The organism is Pseudomonas sp. P9_35 (assembly GCF_034008205.1).
GTDB lineage: Bacteria > Pseudomonadota > Gammaproteobacteria > Pseudomonadales > Pseudomonadaceae > Aquipseudomonas > Aquipseudomonas kilonensis.
In genome coordinates, this window is the sequence record NZ_CP125373.1 from 336,332 (window position 1) to 356,615 (window position 20,284).

17 protein-coding genes are annotated in these 20,284 nt (G+C 61.6%); 11 read left to right on the forward strand and 6 right to left on the reverse strand.

From position 1 onward, the window contains the following. Nucleotides 1–33: 33 nt before the first annotated feature. The 4 genes from QMK47_RS01465 to aspA all read right to left on the reverse strand — a co-directional run bounded on the left by QMK47_RS01465 (nt 34) and on the right by aspA (nt 5,732). Complete coding sequence (locus tag QMK47_RS01465; RefSeq protein ID WP_258690129.1) at nt 34–1,026, reverse strand: AraC family transcriptional regulator; 993 nt, start codon at nt 1,024–1,026, stop codon at nt 34–36. A 203-nt stretch (nt 1,027–1,229) separates the two neighbouring features. Beyond that, complete coding sequence (locus QMK47_RS01470; RefSeq protein WP_253470700.1) at nt 1,230–2,234, reverse strand: asparaginase; 1,005 nt, start codon at nt 2,232–2,234, stop codon at nt 1,230–1,232. A 136-nt stretch (nt 2,235–2,370) separates the two neighbouring features. Further along, nucleotides 2,371–3,822, reverse strand: coding sequence for an alanine/glycine:cation symporter family protein (locus tag QMK47_RS01475; RefSeq protein ID WP_320389712.1), 1,452 nt, complete (start codon nt 3,820–3,822; stop codon nt 2,371–2,373). A gap of 485 nt (nt 3,823–4,307) precedes the next feature. Then, nucleotides 4,308–5,732 (reverse strand): aspartate ammonia-lyase, encoded by a 1,425-nt coding sequence (aspA, locus tag QMK47_RS01480; RefSeq protein WP_186708252.1) that lies wholly within the window; start codon nt 5,730–5,732, stop codon nt 4,308–4,310. Nucleotides 5,733–5,911: 179 nt separating this feature from the next. Between aspA and QMK47_RS01485 the strand changes: the two genes are divergently transcribed. The 5 genes from QMK47_RS01485 to QMK47_RS01505 all read left to right on the forward strand — a co-directional run bounded on the left by QMK47_RS01485 (nt 5,912) and on the right by QMK47_RS01505 (nt 9,766). Further along, on the forward strand, nt 5,912–6,829 hold the full coding sequence (locus tag QMK47_RS01485; protein ID WP_018604704.1) for a LysR substrate-binding domain-containing protein: 918 nt from the start codon (nt 5,912–5,914) through the stop codon (nt 6,827–6,829). A 373-nt stretch (nt 6,830–7,202) separates the two neighbouring features. Then, nucleotides 7,203–7,694: a 5-(carboxyamino)imidazole ribonucleotide mutase gene (gene purE, locus QMK47_RS01490; RefSeq protein WP_018604706.1), complete on the forward strand. Its 492-nt coding sequence runs from the start codon at nt 7,203–7,205 to the stop codon at nt 7,692–7,694. 12 nt (nt 7,695–7,706) lie between these two features. Beyond that, complete coding sequence (locus QMK47_RS01495; protein ID WP_063323554.1) at nt 7,707–8,792, forward strand: 5-(carboxyamino)imidazole ribonucleotide synthase; 1,086 nt, start codon at nt 7,707–7,709, stop codon at nt 8,790–8,792. A gap of 102 nt (nt 8,793–8,894) precedes the next feature. Next, entirely contained in the window at nt 8,895–9,140 is a 246-nt protein-coding gene (locus tag QMK47_RS01500) for a GlsB/YeaQ/YmgE family stress response membrane protein (protein ID WP_003196372.1), read from the forward strand. 89 nt (nt 9,141–9,229) lie between these two features. Then, entirely contained in the window at nt 9,230–9,766 is a 537-nt protein-coding gene (locus QMK47_RS01505) for a DUF3299 domain-containing protein (protein WP_214511198.1), read from the forward strand. A 137-nt stretch (nt 9,767–9,903) separates the two neighbouring features. On the opposite strand, the gene QMK47_RS01510 is transcribed toward QMK47_RS01505, so the two are convergent. After that, a complete protein-coding gene (locus tag QMK47_RS01510; protein WP_258690130.1) occupies nt 9,904–10,803 on the reverse strand; it encodes a D-hexose-6-phosphate mutarotase in 900 nt (299 codons plus the stop codon). Between the two features lie 57 nt (nt 10,804–10,860). Next, a complete protein-coding gene (locus QMK47_RS01515) occupies nt 10,861–11,265 on the reverse strand; it encodes an acyl-CoA thioesterase (RefSeq protein WP_003177184.1) in 405 nt (134 codons plus the stop codon). A gap of 377 nt (nt 11,266–11,642) precedes the next feature. On the opposite strand from QMK47_RS01515, the gene QMK47_RS01520 reads away from it, so the two are divergent. From QMK47_RS01520 to phoU, 6 genes are all read left to right on the forward strand, one after another. Next, the gene (locus tag QMK47_RS01520; RefSeq protein WP_214511200.1) at nt 11,643–12,941 is read left to right on the forward strand and encodes an MFS transporter; all 1,299 of its coding nucleotides are present in this window, start codon (nt 11,643–11,645) and stop codon (nt 12,939–12,941) included. 220 nt (nt 12,942–13,161) lie between these two features. After that, nucleotides 13,162–14,160: a phosphate ABC transporter substrate-binding protein PstS gene (locus tag QMK47_RS01525; RefSeq protein ID WP_072347557.1), complete on the forward strand. Its 999-nt coding sequence runs from the start codon at nt 13,162–13,164 to the stop codon at nt 14,158–14,160. A gap of 460 nt (nt 14,161–14,620) precedes the next feature. Continuing rightward, entirely contained in the window at nt 14,621–16,654 is a 2,034-nt protein-coding gene (locus tag QMK47_RS01530) for an ABC transporter permease subunit (RefSeq protein ID WP_253478351.1), read from the forward strand. Between the two features lie 15 nt (nt 16,655–16,669). Continuing rightward, complete coding sequence (gene pstA / locus QMK47_RS01535; RefSeq protein WP_253470704.1) at nt 16,670–18,340, forward strand: phosphate ABC transporter permease PstA; 1,671 nt, start codon at nt 16,670–16,672, stop codon at nt 18,338–18,340. Nucleotides 18,341–18,496: 156 nt separating this feature from the next. Then, nucleotides 18,497–19,330 carry a phosphate ABC transporter ATP-binding protein PstB gene (pstB, locus tag QMK47_RS01540; RefSeq protein ID WP_072411200.1) on the forward strand — a complete coding sequence of 278 codons (834 nt, stop codon included), beginning with the start codon at nt 18,497–18,499 and terminating at the stop codon, nt 19,328–19,330. Between the two features lie 97 nt (nt 19,331–19,427). Then, complete coding sequence (gene phoU / locus QMK47_RS01545) at nt 19,428–20,189, forward strand: phosphate signaling complex protein PhoU (RefSeq protein WP_253470706.1); 762 nt, start codon at nt 19,428–19,430, stop codon at nt 20,187–20,189. The last annotated feature ends 95 nt before the right edge of the window (nt 20,190–20,284 follow it).

Here is a 20,284-nt window from a genome sequence, read left to right on the forward strand (position 1 = left end):
GCAGGGGTGGGTGTTGTATATGAAAGCGGCGATTCAGGCCCTGAACTGGCTTGGCGCCACGCCGCTCCAGCGCACGAAGGCGTGGCGGAAGCTGGCGGTTTCGCTGAAGCCCAGTCGTTCGGCGATTCGATAGATCGGCAATTGGTCCTCGCAAAGCATCTGCTTGGCCCGTTCGAAGCGCAGTTCGTCCAGCAGTTCCTGGTAGCTGCAGCCCAGGTCCTTGAGGTGGCGGCGCAAGGTGCGCGCCGAGCAGTTCATCTGCTCGGCCAGGCCTTCCAGCCCGGGGGCGGCGTTCAGTTGGGCGTCGAGCAACTGGCGGATCCGTCCCAGCCAGGCCTGGCGCCCGGTGAATTCGGTGTTCTGCCGGCGGCAACGTTCGGCCATGGCGTGATGGGTGATGGGGTCGGCCAGGGGCAGGGGTTGGTCGAGCCAGTGGCGCTCGAAGGCGAACGCGTTATCGACGCTGTCGAAGCGTACCGGGCAATCGAAGAGCGCGGCGTAGCGCGCCTGGTAATCGGGCGCCGGATGTTCGAAGCGTGCCGCACGCAAGGGCAGTGCATGACCAAGGAGGTCGTTACAGATGACCCTCAGCGAAACCATGCAGAACTCGGCATTGAACACCGCCAGGGCCGGGTTCTCCCGATAATCGCTGGCGCTGAACCAGATGTACTGGCCGTCATCGTCCAGGTTCAGTTCGAAGAGTGTTCCCAATAGCGCCGGATAGCGCAGCGCCAGGCGCAAGGCGTCACCTAAGGTGGCACTGGTGAGCAGGGCATAGCCGAGCATGCCGTAGGACGAAACGTGCATGCGCAGGCCCAGCTCCAGGCCGATGTCGCGCTTGAGCGCCACGGCGTTGGCGCAGACCTGCATCTCCTGGTTGGTGGTGATGCGCGTATCGGCCCGGCTCAGGTCCGCCGCGCTGATGCCGCTGCCGGCCAGCAATGCCTCACTGGACAGCCCTTGGTTCTTGAAGGTGCTCAGCACCAGGGAGACGGCGTTGAGGGTGGTGAGGTGGGAATGAAGCATGTCCGTTTCCAGCCTGGGGAAGGTTGGAAACGGAGCAAGTTATATGCCGGGTGAAAATCGAAGGTTCAACACAACCTCTAATGTGGGAGTAGACCTGTGGGAGCAAAGCTTGCTCGCGAAGAACGATGACGCGACCTTACAGTTGATCTGTGTCGCCTGCATCGCGAGCAAGCTTTGCTCCACAGGTTTTGCAGCGTCTAAGCTCAGCTCAGCTCGCCACACAGGTCCAGCTCTACCAGCCGCCGAACCTCTTCCACCGGCAGCCCTGCGCCAATCAAGGCGTGCAACTTGCCGAACGCGGCTTCGCGGGTCATGCCGCCGCCGGACAGCACGCCAACGCCACGCAAGCGACTGCCAGCTTCGTAAACGTCCAGCTCGACGCCACCTTCATGGCATTGGGTCACTGCCACGACTACCACGCCGCTGTCCCGCGCCCGCTCGAGGCTGGCGAGGAAGGCCGGGTTGTCGCTCGGCCCGGTGCCGCTGCCGTAGCATTCCAGCACCAGGCCCTGGATGCCGCTGCCCAGCAGGCCGTCCAGGATCTCGGCGCTGATGCCGGGAAACAGCGGCAGCGCCGCGATGTTCGCCAGTTGCTTGGGCTGGTTGTAATTCAACTGCGCCGGCAGCGAGGAGGCTTTGACGCCGCCGCCCTGGCGTTCGAGGCGCTTGAACGGGTGACGACCGAAGCTGCGCACCTTCGCGCAACGGGTTGGCGCCAGCAGCTCACCGTGGAAGTACAGGTGCACGCCCGGCGCCAGACCCTGGCCTAGAGCGACCAGCGCGCCGCTGAGGTTTTCCCAGGCGTCGCTGTCGGTCACGCCGGCGGGCAGCATGGAACCGGTGAAGCAGACCCGCGCATGCAGGCCCAGCAGTTGGAAGCTCATCGCCGCGGCGCTGTAGGCCAGGGTGTCGGTGCCGTGCAGGATCAGCACGCTGTCGCAGCCCTGCACATCCACGGCATCGACCACCGCTTCGCGCAGTTGTTGCCAATAGGCTGGGGTCATGTTGGCGCTGTCGATCAGCGGCGACATTTCCCGGAAGCGCCATTGCGGGACGACGAGTTCAGGCTGGCTGTGCAGGTAATCGCGCATCCGCGCTTCGAAACCGGATGCCGGGGCCAGGCCGTGGGCGCTGGCCTGCATGCCGATGGTGCCGCCGGTATAGAGCACCATGACGTGCTGGGCGGCAGGGTAGGTCGAGCCATTCATGGGGTTGTTCTCCGAGGACGAAAACGGCAGCTTGGGTTAGCTGCCACAACATAAGGTCGAGCATGACGCCGACCTTAGGCTGTGTCACGCCGGGCGCAGGGGATGCGCCCGGTTTTTTCCAAACAGCTTCTACCGATCAGCGTTGCGCTGCGGTCACGCCAGCAACAGCGGCGTCAGGCTTGGTGACCGGCGCCGATGGGTTGGCCGGCCAAGCATTGCGGTCCAGATCCAGGTCCGGGAACTTGCTGGAATCGAAGACAGGGGTCTTGATGCCGGCCGCACGTTGGTCATCGTAGTCACGCAGGATGCGCATGCCGACCTTGAACAGCAGGAACAGCGCGATCAGGTTCACGAACGCCAGCAGGGTCATGGTGATGTCGGCGAAGGCGAACACGGTGCTGAGGTTTTCGATGGCGCCCCAGAAAATCAGGACCAGGACCAGTGCGCGGTAGGCGATCAGGGCCTTGCGGTTCTCACCCAGCATGAAGCGCAGGTTGTTCTCGCCCAGATAGTAGTTGTAGAGGATCGAGGTGAAGACAAACAGCGCCAGGGCCACGGAGATGAACATCCGGCCCCAGTCACCCACGACGGCCGCCAGGGAGTTCTGGGTCAGGGCAATGCCGTCGCCTTCGAAGCCTGGGGTGTAGAAGCCCGACAGCAGGATCAGCAGCGCGGTGCAGGTGCAGATCACGAAGGTGTCCAGGAACACGCTGAACGCCTGTACCACACCCTGTGCTACCGGGTGCTCGACCGACGCGACGGCGGCTACGTTAGGCGCACTGCCCAGGCCGGCTTCGTTGGCGAACACGCCACGCTTGACGCCCATGACGATGGCACTGCCGATCAGGCCGCCAAAGGCCTGGTCCAGGCCGAAGGCGCTTCTGACGATGGTCGCCAGCATGGCCGGTACGTGGTCGAATTGCAGCACGATCACGTAGATGGTCACACCGATGTACACCAGGGTCTTGACCGGTACCAGCAGGTCGGCAACCTTGGCGATACGCTTGATCCCACCGATGAACACCAGACCCAGCAGCACCGCCAGGCCCAGGCCGGTGTAGGTGGTGTCGAGGCCGAAGGCGTTGTTCAGGGAGTGCGTGACCGCGTGGGCTTGCAGGCCGTTGAAGGCGAAGCCGAAGGTGATCAGCAGCAGGAACGCCATGATCATGCCCAACCAGCGTTTCTGCAGGCCGTGCTGGATGTAGTAGGACGGGCCGCCACGGAACTGGCCTTCGGAGTCGCAGCGCTTGTAGAGCTGGCCGAGGGAGCATTCGAAGAAGCTGCTGGACATACCGACCAGGGCAGTCACCCACATCCAGAACACCGCACCAGGACCACCCAGGGTCACGGCGATGCCGACACCGGCGATGTTGCCCGCGCCGACACGGCCAGCCAGGCTGAGCATCAGGGCCTGGAAGGAACTGAGCTGGTCAGTGCTGCTTTTCAGACTGTCACGGAACACCGTGAACATGTGAAAGAAATGACGGAACTGGACGAAACGCGAGCGGATCGTGAAGTAGCCACCGAGCCCGACAATGAGCAGGATCAGCACTTTCCCTGAAAGGAAGTCGTTGATGACTTCGAGCATGAGTATTCCTCGCTGTTTTTTGTTTAAGCAAATGCTGGCCATTTGAAATATCGCGTTACATCGGTCGGCGCGCAGCGCGACAGGTGAGGCAATGTTTCGTCCCGGTCCATTTTTGCGGGTTGTTATTAGTTCGGTTTTCGCATGTTTAAGGATCTCGCTGCAGACGATCACTCATGCGAAGAGGGGCGGCACTATACCTATCAGCGCGGTGCCCGTCTGCACAGTTGTGGTGCGTCCGACGAAACGAATCCTTTGAAACACCTGGCCTTTCGGTCAGGTTTTTATGGGCGAGAGCCTGCTCGCGTTGGCTGGCGACGCGGTTTACTACGGGCAGCACGTCGTCGTTTATCGCGAGCAGGTTCCTTCCCACAGGTTCAGTCATCCTTTGCTGCTATCAATTAAAAAAAGGGCTTGGGGAAGATCCCCAAGCCCTCAAAAGGTGAGAGGTGTCTAGTCCCTCGACCTGGTGAGCGGTGTCGTGTCGATCACGCCTTGAGCGGGACCAGACGCGGAGCAATCATGTTTTCCGGGCGCAGGATGTCGTCGAGCATGGCGTCGTCGAGCAAGCCTTCTTCGCGCACCAGTTCCAGCACGCCGCGGCCACTTTCCAGGGCAATACGGGCGATGCGGGTGGCGTTTTCATAGCCGATGTACGGGTTCAGGGCGGTGACCAGGCCGATCGAGTGCTCGACCAGTTCACGGCAGCGCGCTTCGTTGGCGGTGATGCCGACGATGCAGTGCTCGCGCAGCATGTCCATGGCCCGTTGCAGCAGGCGGATCGAGTCGAAGATCTTGAAGGCGATCAGCGGTTCCATCACGTTCAGTTGCAGTTGGCCGCCTTCGGCCGCGATGGTCAGGGCCAGGTCGTTGCCGATGATCTGGAATGCCACCTGGTTGACCGCTTCCGGGATCACCGGGTTGACCTTGCCGGGCATGATCGAGCTGCCTGGCTGGCGAGCCGGCAGGTTGATTTCGTTGATGCCGGTGCGCGGGCCGCTGGACAGCAGGCGCAGGTCGTTGCAGATCTTCGACAGCTTGACCGCAGTGCGCTTGAGCATGCCGGAGAACAGCACGAAGGCGCCCATGTCGGAGGTGGCTTCGATCAGGTCGGCGGCCGGAACCAGCGGCTGGCCGCTGATGGTTGCCAGGCGCTGTACGGCCAGGGCCTGGTAGCGCGGGTCGGCGTTGATGCCGGTGCCGATGGCGGTGCCGCCAAGGTTCACTTCAGTGAGCAGTTCAGGCGCCAGGGTTTTCAGGCGCGCCAGGTCTTCGCTCAGGGTGGTGGCGAAGGCGCGGAATTCCTGGCCGAGGGTCATCGGCACGGCGTCTTGCAGCTGGGTGCGGCCCATTTTCAGGACGTGGCTGAATTCTTCACCTTTGGCCGCGAACGCCTGGATCAGGCTGTCGAGGCTGGCCAGCAACGCGTCGTGGCCCAGCAGCAGACCCAGGCGGATCGCGGTTGGGTAGGCGTCGTTGGTGGACTGCGCCATGTTCACGTCGTTGTTGGGGTGCAGGTACTGGTACTCGCCTTTCTGGTGGCCCATGGCCTCCAGTGCGATGTTGGCGATGACTTCGTTGGCATTCATGTTGGTCGACGTGCCGGCGCCGCCCTGAATCATGTCCACCACGAATTCTTCGTGGAAATCGCCGCGGATCAATCGTGCACAGGCTTCACTGATGGCTGCGTGCTTGGCTTCGCTGAGCTGGCCCAGTTCGCGGTTGGCGTCAGCGGCGGCCTGCTTGACCATTGCCAGACCGACCACCAGCTTGGGGTAATGCGAGATCGGGACGCCGGAGAGACGGAAGTTGTTTACCGCTCGCAGGGTCTGGATGCCGTAATACGCTTGTGCTGGTACTTCGAGTACGCCAAGCAGGTCTTTTTCTGTGCGGAATGATGCAGCGGAGGACATGATGGAAATCATCTCGATAAGGACCCGGTCTGAGCCGGAACGCTGCGAATCCTAGGCTCTGGAAAAAAATAGGGCCAATGCTGTTAAGCACTGGCCTATGCATATTCGGCATAATGTCGGTGTGACGTCGGCGGTGCGACGAACGTGTGACCTGTTTTGGTGCGTTTAAGGGAGGCGTGATGAATCTTGAAAGCAAATGGCTTGAGGACTTCAGTGCCCTGGCCGCTACCCGCAGTTTCTCCCAGGCGGCCGAGCGGCGTTTCGTGACGCAACCGGCCTTCAGCCGGCGAATCCGCAGCCTCGAGGCGGCGCTGGGGCTGACCCTGGTCAACCGTTCGCGCACGCCCGTCGAGCTGACGGCGGCGGGGCAGTTGTTCCTGGTGACGGCGCGCACGGTGGTCGAGCAACTGGGTGAAGTGTTGCGCCATTTGCATCACCTGGAGGGCGGACAGGGCGAAGTCATACAAGTGGCCGCCGCCCACTCCCTGGCGCTGGGTTTCTTCCCGCGCTGGATCGCCCAGTTGCGCAACGAAGGGATGAACATCGCCACGCGGCTGGTGGCGACCAACGTCGGCGATGCTGTCCACGCCTTGCGTGAAGGGGGCTGCGACCTGATGCTGGCCTTCTACGATCCGGATTCGGCCATGCAGATGGACCCGGAGATTTTCCCGTCGCTGCACCTGGGCCAGACCGAGATGCTCCCGGTGTGCGCCGCCGATGCCGATGGCAAGCCGCTGTTCGACCCTGAAGGCGAGGCCAGCGTGCCGCTGCTGGCCTACAGCGCCGGGGCCTTCCTCGGGCGTTCGGTCAACCAGTTGTTGCGCCAGCGGGCGCTGCGATTCACCACGATCTACGAGACGGCCATGGCCGACAGCCTCAAGAGCATGGCCCTGGAAGGCCTGGGTATCGCCTGGGTGCCGCACCTGAGCGTACGCGCCGAACTGGCCCGGGGCGAACTGGTGATCTGCGGCGGCCCGCAATGGCACGTGCCGTTGGAGATCCGCTTGTACCGCTGCGCCCTGGTGCGCAAGGCCAATGTGCGGTTGTTGTGGCGCAAGCTCGAAGGCGGCGTGGCGCAGGGTGCTATTGGATCTTGAATCCAACGCAGTCCCCTTTGTGGGATGTCACTGATATCAGGGGCACCACCGAGCCCTTGTGGGAGCGAGCTTGCTCGCGATGACGGACTGACATTCACAGTTGCATTGACTGACCTATCGCTATCGCGAGCAAGCTCGCTCCCACAGGGGATTTGTGGTGTTCCGACGCTGACCTGAGAGTCAATAAAACCGCCACTTCATCGCAAATGACAGATGGTCGGCGAAAGTGCGTTTAACGCACCATTTTCGGTATACTGCCCGGCCTTCGGTCGGCTTGCCCGGCCATAATTCGTACAACAAGCCACGCCGGTTTCCTGCGTGGCTTGTTGTTTTTTGACGCGCCTGCGGGCGCCCAGAGAGAAGAGGCACGACGATGAGTGCACTGGTTGGCGTGATCATGGGCTCCAAGTCCGATTGGTCCACCCTTAGCCACACCGCCGATATGCTGGAAAAGCTCGGCATCCCTTACGAGGTGAAAGTGGTCTCCGCCCACCGTACCCCGGACCTGCTGTTCCAGTACGCCGAAGAGGCCGAGGCGCGTGGCATCGAGGTGATCATCGCCGGTGCCGGTGGCGCCGCCCATTTGCCAGGCATGTGTGCGGCCAAGACCCACCTGCCGGTGCTGGGCGTGCCGGTCCAGTCTGCGATGCTTTCGGGCGTCGATTCGTTGCTGTCGATCGTGCAGATGCCAGCCGGCATCCCGGTCGCGACCCTGGCCATCGGCAAGGCTGGCGCGATCAACGCGGCCCTGTTGTCGGCGAGCATCCTGGGCGCCAAGCATCCACAATTTCATACCGTGCTGAAAAAATTCCGCGCTGAGCAGACAGACAGCGTCCTGGACAATCCAGACCCACGCATTGCCTGAGGTTGTTGACGAATGAAGATCGGTGTAATCGGTGGCGGCCAGTTGGGTCGCATGTTGGCCCTGGCAGGTACGCCGCTGGGGATGAACTTCGCTTTCCTGGACCCGGCGCCGGACGCCTGTGCTAGCGCGTTGGGTGAGCACCTGCGGGCCGACTACGGCGACCAGGATCACCTGCGTCAATTGGCTGATGAAGTTGACCTGGTGACCTTCGAGTTCGAAAGCGTCCCGGCCGAGACCGTGGCTTTCCTGTCCCAGTTCGTCCCGGTCTACCCGAGCGCCGAAGCCTTGCGGATCGCCCGCGACCGCTGGTTCGAAAAGAACATGTTCAAGGACCTGGGCATTCCCACGCCGGCTTTTGCCGACATTCAGTCCCAGGCCGACCTGGACGCCGCCGTCGCTGCCATCGGCCTGCCTGCCGTGCTCAAGACCCGTACCCTGGGTTACGACGGCAAGGGCCAGAAAGTCCTGCGCAAGCCTGAAGACGTGGTCGGTACGTTCGCCGAACTCGGCAGCGTGGCCTGCCTGCTGGAAGGCTTCGTGCCGTTCACCGGGGAAGTCTCGCTGATCGCCGTGCGTGCCCGTGACGGTGAAATCCGTTTCTATCCGCTGGTGCACAACACCCACAAGGACGGCATCCTCAAGCTGTCCGTCGCCAGCACCGATCATCCGTTGCAGGCCCTGGCCGAAGACTATTCCAGCCGGGTGCTCAAGCAGCTCGATTATGTCGGCGTGATGGCGTTCGAGTTCTTTGAAGTGGACGGCGGCCTCAAGGCCAACGAAATCGCCCCTCGGGTACACAACTCCGGGCACTGGACCACCGAAGGCGCCGAGTGCAGCCAGTTCGAAAACCACCTGCGGGCGGTGGCCGGGCTGCCGCTGGGGTCGACCGCCAAGGTCGGTGAGAGCGCGATGCTCAACTTCATCGGCAAGGTGCCGGACAGCGAGAAAGTCCTGTCGATCGCTGACTGCCATTTGCATCACTATGGCAAGGCGTTCAAGGCCGGGCGCAAGGTCGGTCACGCCAACCTGCGTTGCGCGGACCGGGCGACGTTGGCGCAGCAGATCATCAAGGTCGAGACGCTGATCGCCGAGCAATAATCTGCAACATCGGTGGAACCATTCGTCGGCTAATCTCTCTCATGGCTAAGTGCCAAAGTCTGTCTAGGCTTTGGCATAGCTATCCAACCAGAGGGCAATGCCATGGGAATCATCGGAACCATTTTTATCGGCTTGATCGTTGGCCTGCTGGCACGCTTCCTGAAACCGGGCGATGACAGCATGGGCTGGATCATGACCATCCTGCTCGGTATCGGCGGTTCGTTGGCGGCCACGTACGGCGGCCAGGCCCTGGGTATCTACCAGGCCGGCCAAGGTGCTGGTTTCATCGGGGCCCTGGTGGGCGCGGTGGTATTGCTGGTGATCTACGGCCTGATCAAAAGAAACTGATTCAAATGCGACAAAGCCCTCTCTGCCTGGCGCGCAGAGGGGGCTAGAATGCTCGGCGTTTCACTTTCCTCTCATTGCCGAGCCCTTTCATGCGCCGTCTAGTGTTGACCCTTCTTCTGCTGGGCAGTGGCCTGGCCCATGCTGCCGAGCTGCCGGAAACCGACTGGCTCGAACTGATGCCCAAGTCGGACCAGAAAGCCCTCGAGGCCATGCCCGAGATCGACCACGACTCCCCCGAAGCCAATGGCACCTTCACCGAAAAAGGTGGCCTGAAGCAAAGCAAAGGCTTGCCGGCGGTGATGTATTCGACCAAGACCGTGGCGTCGATGAACGACAAGCATATCCGCATCGGTGGTTACCCGGTGCCGCTGGAAACCGACGCCAAGGGCCGCAGCACGCTGTTTTTCCTGGTGCCTTACCCTGGCGCCTGCATCCACGTCCCACCGCCACCGCCAAATCAGTTGGTGCTGGTGCGCTATCCCAAGGGCCTGAAGCTGGATGACATCTATACACCGCTGTGGGTGACCGGCACGCTGAAGATCGAAAAAGTCGACAACGATCTGGCGAGTGCGGCGTATGCGCTGGAGGCGGAGAAGGTGCGGGTGGTGCAGGAGGCGGATTTGTAATAGGCCTGTTGGCCTGACACAAATCCCAATGTGGGAGCGAGCTTGCTCGCGATGGCGGTGTGTCAGTCGACGCTGATGTTGACTGTCATGGCGCTATCGCGAGCAAGCTCGCTCCCACAGGTTTTTTTTGGTGTGGTTTAGAGCGGCTTGCTGCCGATGCTCACGCCCAGGGTATGGCTGGCCTGCGGCAACAACGTCACCACATCGTCCATCACGTTCGCCGTCTCGATGCACAGCATGCGCTGCCAGCCGTCGTCGGCCATGTCGCTGAAGGCCTTGGCGCGTTCGGTCCAGGGGTTCCAGATCACCGCCGAGCGTGAGCCGCTGCTCGTCAGCTCGATCCGGCGTTCCCACTGTGGGTCGATGATGCTCAGCTTTGGCGGGGTATCGAGGTAGATGCGGTCGGTCTCGCCAGCAAAGTGCAGGTTGCCGGCCTGGGTGACGGTTTTCCAGTCGTCCAGGGTCTCGATGTAGCTCAAGCCATCGACCCCTTCGACCTGCACGTTGCGCACGTCGCTCACGGCAAAGTAGCTGTGCAGCGCCTGGCTGAGGCTGACGGTTTCGCTGCCACGGTTATGGCTGGTGAGGCGGATATGCAGTTGCTCGTCCATCACGATGGCCAGCGTCAGGTCGACCTGGTGAGGCCAGCCCGCAAGGCCGTTCTCGGGGTAGGGCAGCACGAATTCCACCTTGAGGCTTGCGCCTTCGGCTTCGATGCCCTTCAACTCCCAATCCATCGTTCGCACCAGGCCGTGGGCGGTGGCCGGATCGTTGCTCACGCGCATGGCCTGTACGCTGTCGGGGTTGCGCGTCAGGTTGCCGAACCACGGCCAGCACACCGGCACGCCCGCGCGGATGCTCTTGCCGGCCTTGAACGTGGCCTGGTCGTTAAGCCAGATCAGCGGCGGCTGGCCGTCCACTTGATAACTGAGGATATGCGCGCCTTGTTGGGCCACCAGCAACTCGGCCTGGCCGTGGCGGATGCGCCAGGCGTTCAGTTCATCCAGTTTGACGGCTTCGACGTTGGGCGTAGGCATGTTGCAAATCTCGCTCGGGAACAGGGACTGCAATGGACCGCAAAACGGCCGCCGTGTTTAACGGGCGCGCGGCGGAACCGAGCGGGTGCGACCGCTGCCGTCGATGGCGACGAAGACAAATACCGCCTCGGTCACCTTGCGCCATTCACTGGACAGCGGGTCGTCGCTCCAGACTTCGACCATCATCTGGATCGAACTGCGGCCGATTTCCAGCGCCTGGGTATAAAAGGAAAGCTGCGCCCCCACTGCCACCGGCACGAGGAACGCCATGCGATCGATCGCCACGGTGGCCACGCGTCCGCCGGCCACTTTGCTGGCCATGGCGGTGCCGGCCAGGTCCATCTGGGACACCAGCCAGCCGCCGAAAATATCGCCGAAGCCGTTGGTCTCGCGAGGGAGCGCGGTGATTTGCAGGGCCAGGTCGCCTTGCGGGATTGGATCTTCTTGTTCGAGCTCTATCATGCCGGGGGGGCCTCTGACCCGTAACGCTGTCTTGTACTTCAGGTGAATAGCCGTCTTTGTAAAAAACGATTCAGCCCGAACATACTGCGTTCGTCACGTTTTTCGTAAAGGCGTGCCAAAGGGAAACTCTGCGAAACCGGCTGGTTTTGGTACTACACCACCAACGACGTTTTCGCACAGCAACCCCTTACAGAGTACTGCAAGGTTGCGAGTATATCGGGCGATAGACGTCGAGACGACCACTCGGTTCTGATTTTGACTATCAAATACGCACCTCTATGTGCTTTTTCGAACAATTTGCTATCGTGCCGGACCTGCCCAGGCCCCCAACCCGTGTCAACAGGGTTGCAGAACCAACTATAAGAGAAGTCCTTGCCATGACCACTGCGCCTTCGAGCACGGCGACGCCCGCACAACCGGCACGTCCATTGACCCGCAACGATTACAAGACCCTGTCGCTTTCTGCCTTGGGCGGTGCGCTGGAGTTCTACGATTTCATCATTTTCGTGTTCTTTGCCACCGTGGTCGGCAAATTGTTCTTCCCTGCCGAAATGCCCGAGTGGCTGCGCTTGATGCAGACGTTCGGCATTTTTGCCGCCGGTTACCTGGCCCGGCCGCTGGGCGGGATCGTCATGGCTCACTTCGGTGACCTGCTGGGGCGCAAGAAGATGTTCACCCTGAGCATTTTCATGATGGCGGTGCCGACCCTGATCATGGGCCTGCTGCCCACTTATGCACAGATCGGCATGTGGGCGCCCATCCTGCTGTTGCTGATGCGGGTGATCCAGGGCGCGGCCATCGGCGGGGAAGTGCCGGGTGCCTGGGTATTCGTTTCCGAACACGTTCCGGCGCGCCACATCGGCTATGCCTGCGGCACGCTGACCTGCGGCCTGACGGCGGGGATTTTGTTGGGTTCGCTGGTCGCCACGGCGATCAACAGCATTTATACACCGGTGGAAGTGGCCGATTACGCCTGGCGGATCCCGTTCCTGCTGGGTGGCGTGTTCGGGTTGTTTTCGGTGTACCTGCGCCGCTGGTTGCACGAAACCCCGGTGTTCGCCGAGCTGCAACTGCGCAAGGCCCTGGCCGAGGAAGTGCCGCTGCGGGCCGTGTTGCGTGATCACCGCGGCGCCATCGCCATTTCCATGCTGTTGACCTGGCTGCTGTCGGCCGGCGTCATTGTGGTCATCCTGATGACACCGACCGTGCTGCAGACGGTGTACCACTTCAGTCCGACCACTGCGTTGCAGGCCAACAGCCTGGCGATCGTGTTCCTGAGTCTCGGTTGCATCGGTGCGGGTGTGCTGGCCGATCGTTTTGGTGCTGGCCGGGTGTTTGTCTTCGGCAGCGGTTTGCTGTTGATCACGTTCTGGACCTTCTACCACTGCCTGTTCGATCACCCCGAATGGCTGTTTCCGCTGTATGCCTTGAGTGGCTTGCTGGTAGGTACCATCGGCGCGGTGCCTTATGTCATGGTCAATGCTTTCCCGGCCGTGGTGCGTTTCAGCGGCTTGTCGTTCTCCTACAACCTGGCCTATGCAATCTTCGGCGGATTGACGCCGATGATCGTGACCCTGCTGTTGAAAGAGAGCTCGATGGGGCCGGCGTATTACGTGGCGGCCATCTGTGGGATCGGGGTTGTGGTGGGCGGTTATCTCTGGAAGAAGGGGCGCTAGGTCTGGCCTGATCGCGAGCAAGCTCGCTCCCACAAGGGTTCTGCGTTCACCGCAAAGCCCCTGTGGGAGCGAGCTTGCTCGCGATGGGGAACGCCACAGAATCATCCTGCAAAACTCGATACTGGCCTTTCATCCAATTGTCATATTTCAGCCATAGAGTGTTCACACGGCTTACCGATACTTGGCCGACTTAACACACCCTATCTGCTAGGAGTAAGGCATGAAACTGAAGCGTTTGATGGCGGCAATGACTTTTGTCGCTGCTGGCGTTGCGACTGCCAACGCGGTTGCCGCTGTTGACCCTGCGATCCCGAGCTACACCAAGACCACTGGTGTATCGGGCAACCTGTCCAGCGTCGGCTCCGATACCCTGGCCAACCTGATGACCTTGTGGGCCGAGAACTACAAGAAAGAATACCCGAACGTAAACATCCAGATTCAGGCCGCCGGTTCCTCCACCGCGCCACCTGCGCTCACCGAAGGCACCTCCAACCTGGGCCCGATGAGCCGCAAGATGAAGGACAACGAGCTGCAAGCCTTCGAACAGAAGTACGGCTACAAGCCAACCGCTATCCCGGTTGCCGTGGACGCCCTGGCAGTATTCGTACACAAGGACAACCCGATCCAGCACCTGACCATGGAACAGGTCGATGCGATCTTCTCGTCGACTCGCCTGTGCGGCGCGAAAGCCGACGTGAAAACCTGGGGCGACCTGGGTGTGACCGGCGACCTGGCCAACAAGCCAGTGCAACTGTTCGGTCGTAACTCGGTATCCGGCACCTACGGCTATTTCAAGGAAGAAGCCCTGTGCAAAGGCGACTACAAGCCAAACGTCAACGAACAACCAGGCTCGGCTTCGGTCGTGCAGTCGATCAGCTCTTCGCTGAACGGCGTTGGTTACTCGGGCATCGGCTACAAGACCGCCAGCGTGAAGACCGTGGCCCTGGCCAAGAAAGGCAGCACTGAGTTCATCGAAGACACCGAAGAAAACGCCCTGAACGGCAAGTACCCGCTGTCGCGCTTCCTCTACGTTTACGTCAACAAGGCACCGAACAAGCCTCTGGCCCCGCTGGAAGCCGAGTTCGTGAAGCTGGTCCTGTCCAAGCAAGGCCAGGAAGTTGTAGTCAAGGACGGTTACATCCCGTTGCCAGCCAAAGTAGCCGCCAAGGCACTGGCTGACCTGGGTCTGTCGGAAGGCGGCAGCGTCGCCAAGAAGTAATACCTGAGCCCGGGCCGAAGTCCGGACTCCTGTGGGAGCGGGCTTGCTCGCGAAGAGGTCAGTGCATTCAACAGGGATGTTGACTGACTTTGCGAGCAAGCTGTCCCACAACCCCAAATTCCTGTCCGCTGCCGGTTCCCTCGGCGGCGGATTTGTTGCGTCACTGCATTGTCATCTTTCTGTCATACAGGATCGCTAGGGTGTGCGCATGAATGATCTGGCCAATTCCACAATGACTACGACTTCCCCTCCCAAGCGCATTGACTTCAATACGCCTGAGCTGCAACGCAAGCGCCGTATTCGCGCGCTCAAGGATCGCCTGACCCGCTGGTACGTGCTGGTCGGCGGCCTCGCTGTCCTGGCTGCCATTACGTTGATCTTCTTCTTCCTGGCCTACGTGGTGCTGCCCCTGTTCCAGGGCGCGGACCTGACCGCCAAGGACTCGATCACCCCGGCCTGGATGCAAGACGCCGGCAAACCCTTGATGATCTCCATCGAAGAACAGAACCAGGTCGCCATGCGGATTTCCGACAAGGGCCAGGCGCTGTTCTTCGACCTCAGCAGTGGCGCCGAACTGCGCCGCGTCGACCTGCCGATTCCGGCCGGCGCCAGCGTGACCGCCATTGGCGAAGACCAGCCCGGCAGCCCGCTGGTGGCAATCGGTCTGTCCAACGGCCAGGCCCTGGTATTCCGCCACACCTATAAGGTCAGCTACCCGGATGGCAAGAAAACCATCTCGCCTGCCGTCGAATACCCTTACGGCGAGACGCCCATCGCATTGAACGAACAGGGCGCGGCCCTGGAACATGTCAGCCTCAACGCCACCGATTCGACCCTGCTGCTGGCCGGCTCCAGCGGTGCCCAGCTGCAAGTGCTGTCGCTCACCAGCGAAGAAAACATGATGACCGGTGAGGTCACCAGCGAGCAGACCCGCATCGACCTGCCGCAGATGACCGAGCCGGTGAAGAACATCTTCGTCGACCCGCGTCAGCAATGGCTGTATGTGGTCAACGGGCGTGCCCAGGCCGACGTGTTCAGCCTGCGGGACAAGAGCCTCAACGGCCGCTACAAACTGCTCGAGAACGCCGACGCCCAAGTCACCGCCGCCACCCAGCTGGTGGGCGGGATCTCGCTGATCATCGGCGACTCCAAGGGTGGCCTGGCCCAGTGGTTCATGGCCCGCGATCCGGACGGCGAGTTGCGCTTCAAACAGATTCGTACGTTCCAGATGGGCAGCACGCCGATTGTTGAAATCAGCGCCGAAGAGCGTCGCAAGGGCTTCGTTGCGCTCGACGCGGCCGGCAAGCTTGGTGTGTTCCACAGCACCGCCCACCGCACCTTGTTGGTGGACCAGGTGGTCGATGGCCAAGGCCTGTTCGGCATGTCGCCACGGGCCAACCGCCTGATCGTTGAACAGGGCGGCAAGCTGCAACCGCTGACGCTGGACAACCCGCACCCGGAAGTTTCGTGGAGCGCGCTGTGGAGCAAGGTCTGGTATGAAAACTACGACGAACCCAAGTACGTCTGGCAATCGACCGCCGCCAATACCGACTTCGAACCCAAGCTGAGCCTCTCGCCGCTGACCTTCGGTACCCTGAAAGCGGCGTTCTACGCGATGCTGCTGGCCGCGCCGCTGGCGGTCGCCGCGGCGATCTACACCGCCTATTTCATGGCCCCGGGCATGCGCCGCAAGGTCAAGCCGGTGATCGAACTGATGGAAGCCATGCCGACGGTGATCCTCGGCTTCTTCGCCGGCCTGTTCCTGGCGCCGTACGTCGAAGGGCATCTGCCAGGTATTTTCAGCCTGCTGATGTTGCTGCCAATCGGCATCCTGGTCGCCGGTTTCGTCTTCAGCCGCCTGCCGGAATCCATTCGCCTGAGAGTGCCGGATGGCTGGGAAAGCGCCCTGTTGATCCCGGTGATCCTGTTCGTGGGCTGGCTCTCGCTGTACATGAGCCCGTACATGGAAGCCTGGTTCTTCGGCGGCGACATGCGCATGTGGATCTCCCATGACCTGGGCATCACCTACGACCAGCGCAACGCTCTGGTGGTCGGTCTGGCGATGGGCTTCGCGGTGATCCCGAACATCTACTCCATCGCCGAAGACGCCGTGTTCAGCGTGCCGCGCGGCCTGACCCTGGGCTCCCTGGCCCTCGGTGCCACGCCGTGGCAGACCATGACCCGCGTGGTCATCCTCACCGCCAGCCCCGGTATCTTCTCGGCGCTGATGATCGGCATGGGCCGTGCGGTGGGCGAGACCATGATCGTGTTGATGGCCACCGGTAACACGCCGGTCATGGAAATGAACCTGTTCGAAGGCTTGCGCACCCTGGCGGCCAACGTGGCGGTGGAGATGCCCGAGTCGGAAGTCGGCGGCAGCCATTACCGCGTGCTGTTCCTGTCGGCCCTGGTGCTGTTGTTGTTCACCTTCGTCATGAACACCCTCGCCGAGCTGATCCGTCAGCGTCTGCGCAAGAAATATTCGTCGCTTTAAGAAAGGTAGAAGTCTGTGAAACAGAACTCCCTGAAAGGATGGTTCAAGAGCGGCGCCCCCGGCGTCTGGATCAGCGGTGGCGCGGTGTCCATCGCGGTCATCATGACCATTGGCCTGCTGGCGGTGATCGCCGTGCGCGGCCTGGGCCACTTCTGGCCGGCGGACCTGGTCCATGCCAACTACAACGTGCCGGGCATGCCTGCGCACCTGGTGGTCGGCGAAGTCGTACAGAAAGAAGAAGTGCCGCGCGAGCGCCTGAAAAGTGCCGGCCTGCCGGTGCCGGACGAAGGCCCGGAGTTCATGACCCGCGAACTGATCAAGGTGGGTAACCGGGACCTGAACGGTACTGACTTCACCTGGATTGTCGGCGAGTGGCTGACCAACCAGACCACGCCGCCGGAACTGATGGCGATCGAGCGCCGTGAGTGGGGCAACTTCTACGGCTACCTGGTCAACGTCAAGGAAGACGGCAAGGTCATCGCCGAAGGCGAGGCCGCCTGGCCGCAACTGCAGGCTCGCGTACAGCGGGTCAACCAGTTGGCCGCCGAGCTCAAGACCCTGGAAAAAGTCGACATCGGTGCAATCAACGCTGGCCTGGAGCGCATCCGCCTGCACGGTCGCAAACTGGAGCTGGACGGCAAGCTCGACGCCGCCGCCCAAGCCGACCTGGAAAGCGAGCGCGCCGAACTCAATGCCCGTTACAAGGATATCGAAGCGCGCCTGTCCGACCTGCATGCACAATTCAACCGCGACAGCCTGACTGCCCGCGATGCCAACGGCAAGGAAGTGGAAATCGGTATCGGCAAGGTAGTACACGCTTATCAACCGAACGGCATGGGCACCTTTACCAAGCTCGGTTTCTATTTCAGCAAGGTCTGGGAATTCCTTAGCGACGACCCTCGTGAAGCCAACACCGAAGGCGGCATCTTCCCGGCGATTTTCGGCACCGTGATGATGACGCTGATCATGGCGATGATTGTGACGCCGTTCGGTGTGCTGGCGGCGGTCTATCTGCGTGAATATGCCCGTCAGGGCCCGATGACCCGCCTGATCCGCATCGCGGTGAACAACCTCGCGGGCGTTCCGGCCATCGTCTACGGTGTGTTTGGCCTGGGCTTCTTCGTCTACGTGCTGGGTGGTTCGGTCGACCGCTTGTTCTTCCCCGAGGCCTTGCCGGCGCCGACCTTCGGCACCCCGGGTCTGCTCTGGGCGTCCCTGACCCTGGCGCTGCTGGCGGTGCCGGTGGTGATCGTGGCCACCGAGGAAGGCCTGGCGCGGATTCCGCGTACCGTGCGCGAAGGCTCCCTGGCCCTCGGCGCGACCAAGGCCGAGACCCTGTGGAAAATCGTCCTGCCCATGGCGAGCCCGGCGATGATGACCGGCATGATCCTCGCCGTGGCCCGTGCCGCCGGTGAAGTGGCGCCATTGATGCTGGTAGGCGTGGTGAAACTGGCCCCGTCGCTGCCGCTGGACGGCAACTACCCGTACCTGCACCTGGACCAGAAGATCATGCACCTGGGCTTCCATATCTATGACGTGGGCTTCCAGAGCCCGAACGTCGAAGCGGCGCGACCGCTGGTGTACGCCACGGCGCTGCTGCTGGTGCTGGTGATCGCCACGCTCAACCTGTCGGCGGTGTGGATCCGTAACCACCTGCGCGAGAAGTACAAAGCACTGGATAGCTGATGGTCTGTGGGAGCGAGCTTGCTCGCGAAGCTTCTGGCGGCCTCGAGGGCCCCTTCGCGAGCAAGCTCGCTCCCACACTGATCGGCGTTCACCGAAATTTTATGGGGCCGCCACAAAGGCGTTCCGAACCGAATTTGTTAGCACAGGGAGCCTCCCATGCAACACGAAGCACATACACACGGCATCAACATGTCGGCCCTGGGCCGCGACAAGCAGAGCCTGGACCTGGCCCAGGAAACCGTCGCCATCGAAGTGCCCGGCCTGAACCTGTTCTACGGCGAGAAGCAGGCGCTGTATGACGTCAGCCTGAACATCCCGAAACAGCGCGTCACCGCGTTCATCGGCCCGTCGGGCTGCGGCAAGTCGACCTTGCTGCGCACCTTCAACCGCATGAACGACCTGGTGGACGGCTGCCGCGTCGAAGGGGAAATCAACCTCTACGGCAACAACATCTACCGCAAGGGCGAAGACGTGGCCGAGCTGCGTCGTCGCGTGGGCATGGTGTTCCAGAAGCCCAACCCGTTCCCGAAAACCATCTACGAGAACGTGGTCTACGGCTTGCGCATCCAGGGCATCAACAAGAAGCGCATCCTCGACGAAGCCGTGGAATGGGCGCTCAAGGGCGCGGCGCTGTGGGATGAGGTCAAGGACCGCCTGCATGAGTCGGCCCTGGGCCTGTCCGGCGGTCAACAGCAGCGTCTGGTGATCGCCCGCACCATCGCCGTGGAGCCGGAAGTGCTGCTGCTCGACGAACCCTGCTCGGCCCTGGACCCGATCTCGACGCTGAAAGTCGAAGAACTGATCTACGAGCTCAAGTCCAAGTTCACCATCGTCATCGTGACCCACAACATGCAACAGGCGGCGCGGGTTTCCGACTACACCGCGTTCATGTACATGGGCAAACTGGTGGAATTCGGCGATACCGATACGCTGTTCACCAATCCGGCCAAGAAGCAGACCGAGGACTACATCACCGGTCGCTACGGCTAGTCGAGGCAGCTGCATAGCCGCACTGCGCTATCAGGATCAACATTTAACTGCTTGAAGCTTGCAGCTTGAAGCTTGCAACTTTCGCGGAGCGAACAAGATGATTTCGAAGGAAGGCCTTACTCACCACATTTCCGCACAGTTCAACGCTGAGCTTGAGGAAGTGCGCAGTCACTTGCTGGCCATGGGCGGGCTGGTGGAAAAGCAGGTCAACGATGCGGTGACCGCGCTGATCGAGGCCGACTCCGGCCTGGCTCAGCAGGTGCGTGAAATCGATGACCAGATCAACCAGATGGAGCGCAACATTGACGAGGAGTGCCTGCGTATCCTGGCCCGTCGTCAGCCGGCGGCTTCCGACCTGCGCCTGATCATCAGTATCTCCAAGTCGGTGATCGATCTTGAGCGGATCGGCGACGAAGCCACCAAGATCGCCCGTCGTGCCATTCAGTTGTGCGAAGAAGGCGAGGCGCCGCGCGGTTACGTCGAGGTTCGCCACATTGGCGACCAGGTGCGCAACATGGTGCGCGATGCACTGGACGCCTTTGCCCGCTTCGACGCCGACCTGGCGTTGTCGGTGGCCCAGTACGACAAGATCATCGACCGCGAATACAAGACCGCCCTGCGCGAGCTGGCGACTTACATGATGGAAGACCCGCGCTCCATCTCCCGGGTGTTGAGCATCATCTGGGTGCTGCGTTCTCTGGAGCGTATCGGCGATCATGCGCGCAACATCTCGGAACTTGTCATCTACCTGGTGCGCGGCACCGATGTCCGGCATCTGGGACTCAAGCGCATGAAGGAAGAAGTTGAGGGCACCTCGTCCGAAACTGCTAATGTTCCGAGCGAAACTGACGATAAGTAAGATTGCCAGGAAAAGTGCCCGGCCTTCTGGTCGGGCTTTTTTTTGGGTTTTTTTTAATCGAAAGCAGCACCCCGCGAACGAAAAGTCCCGGCGTG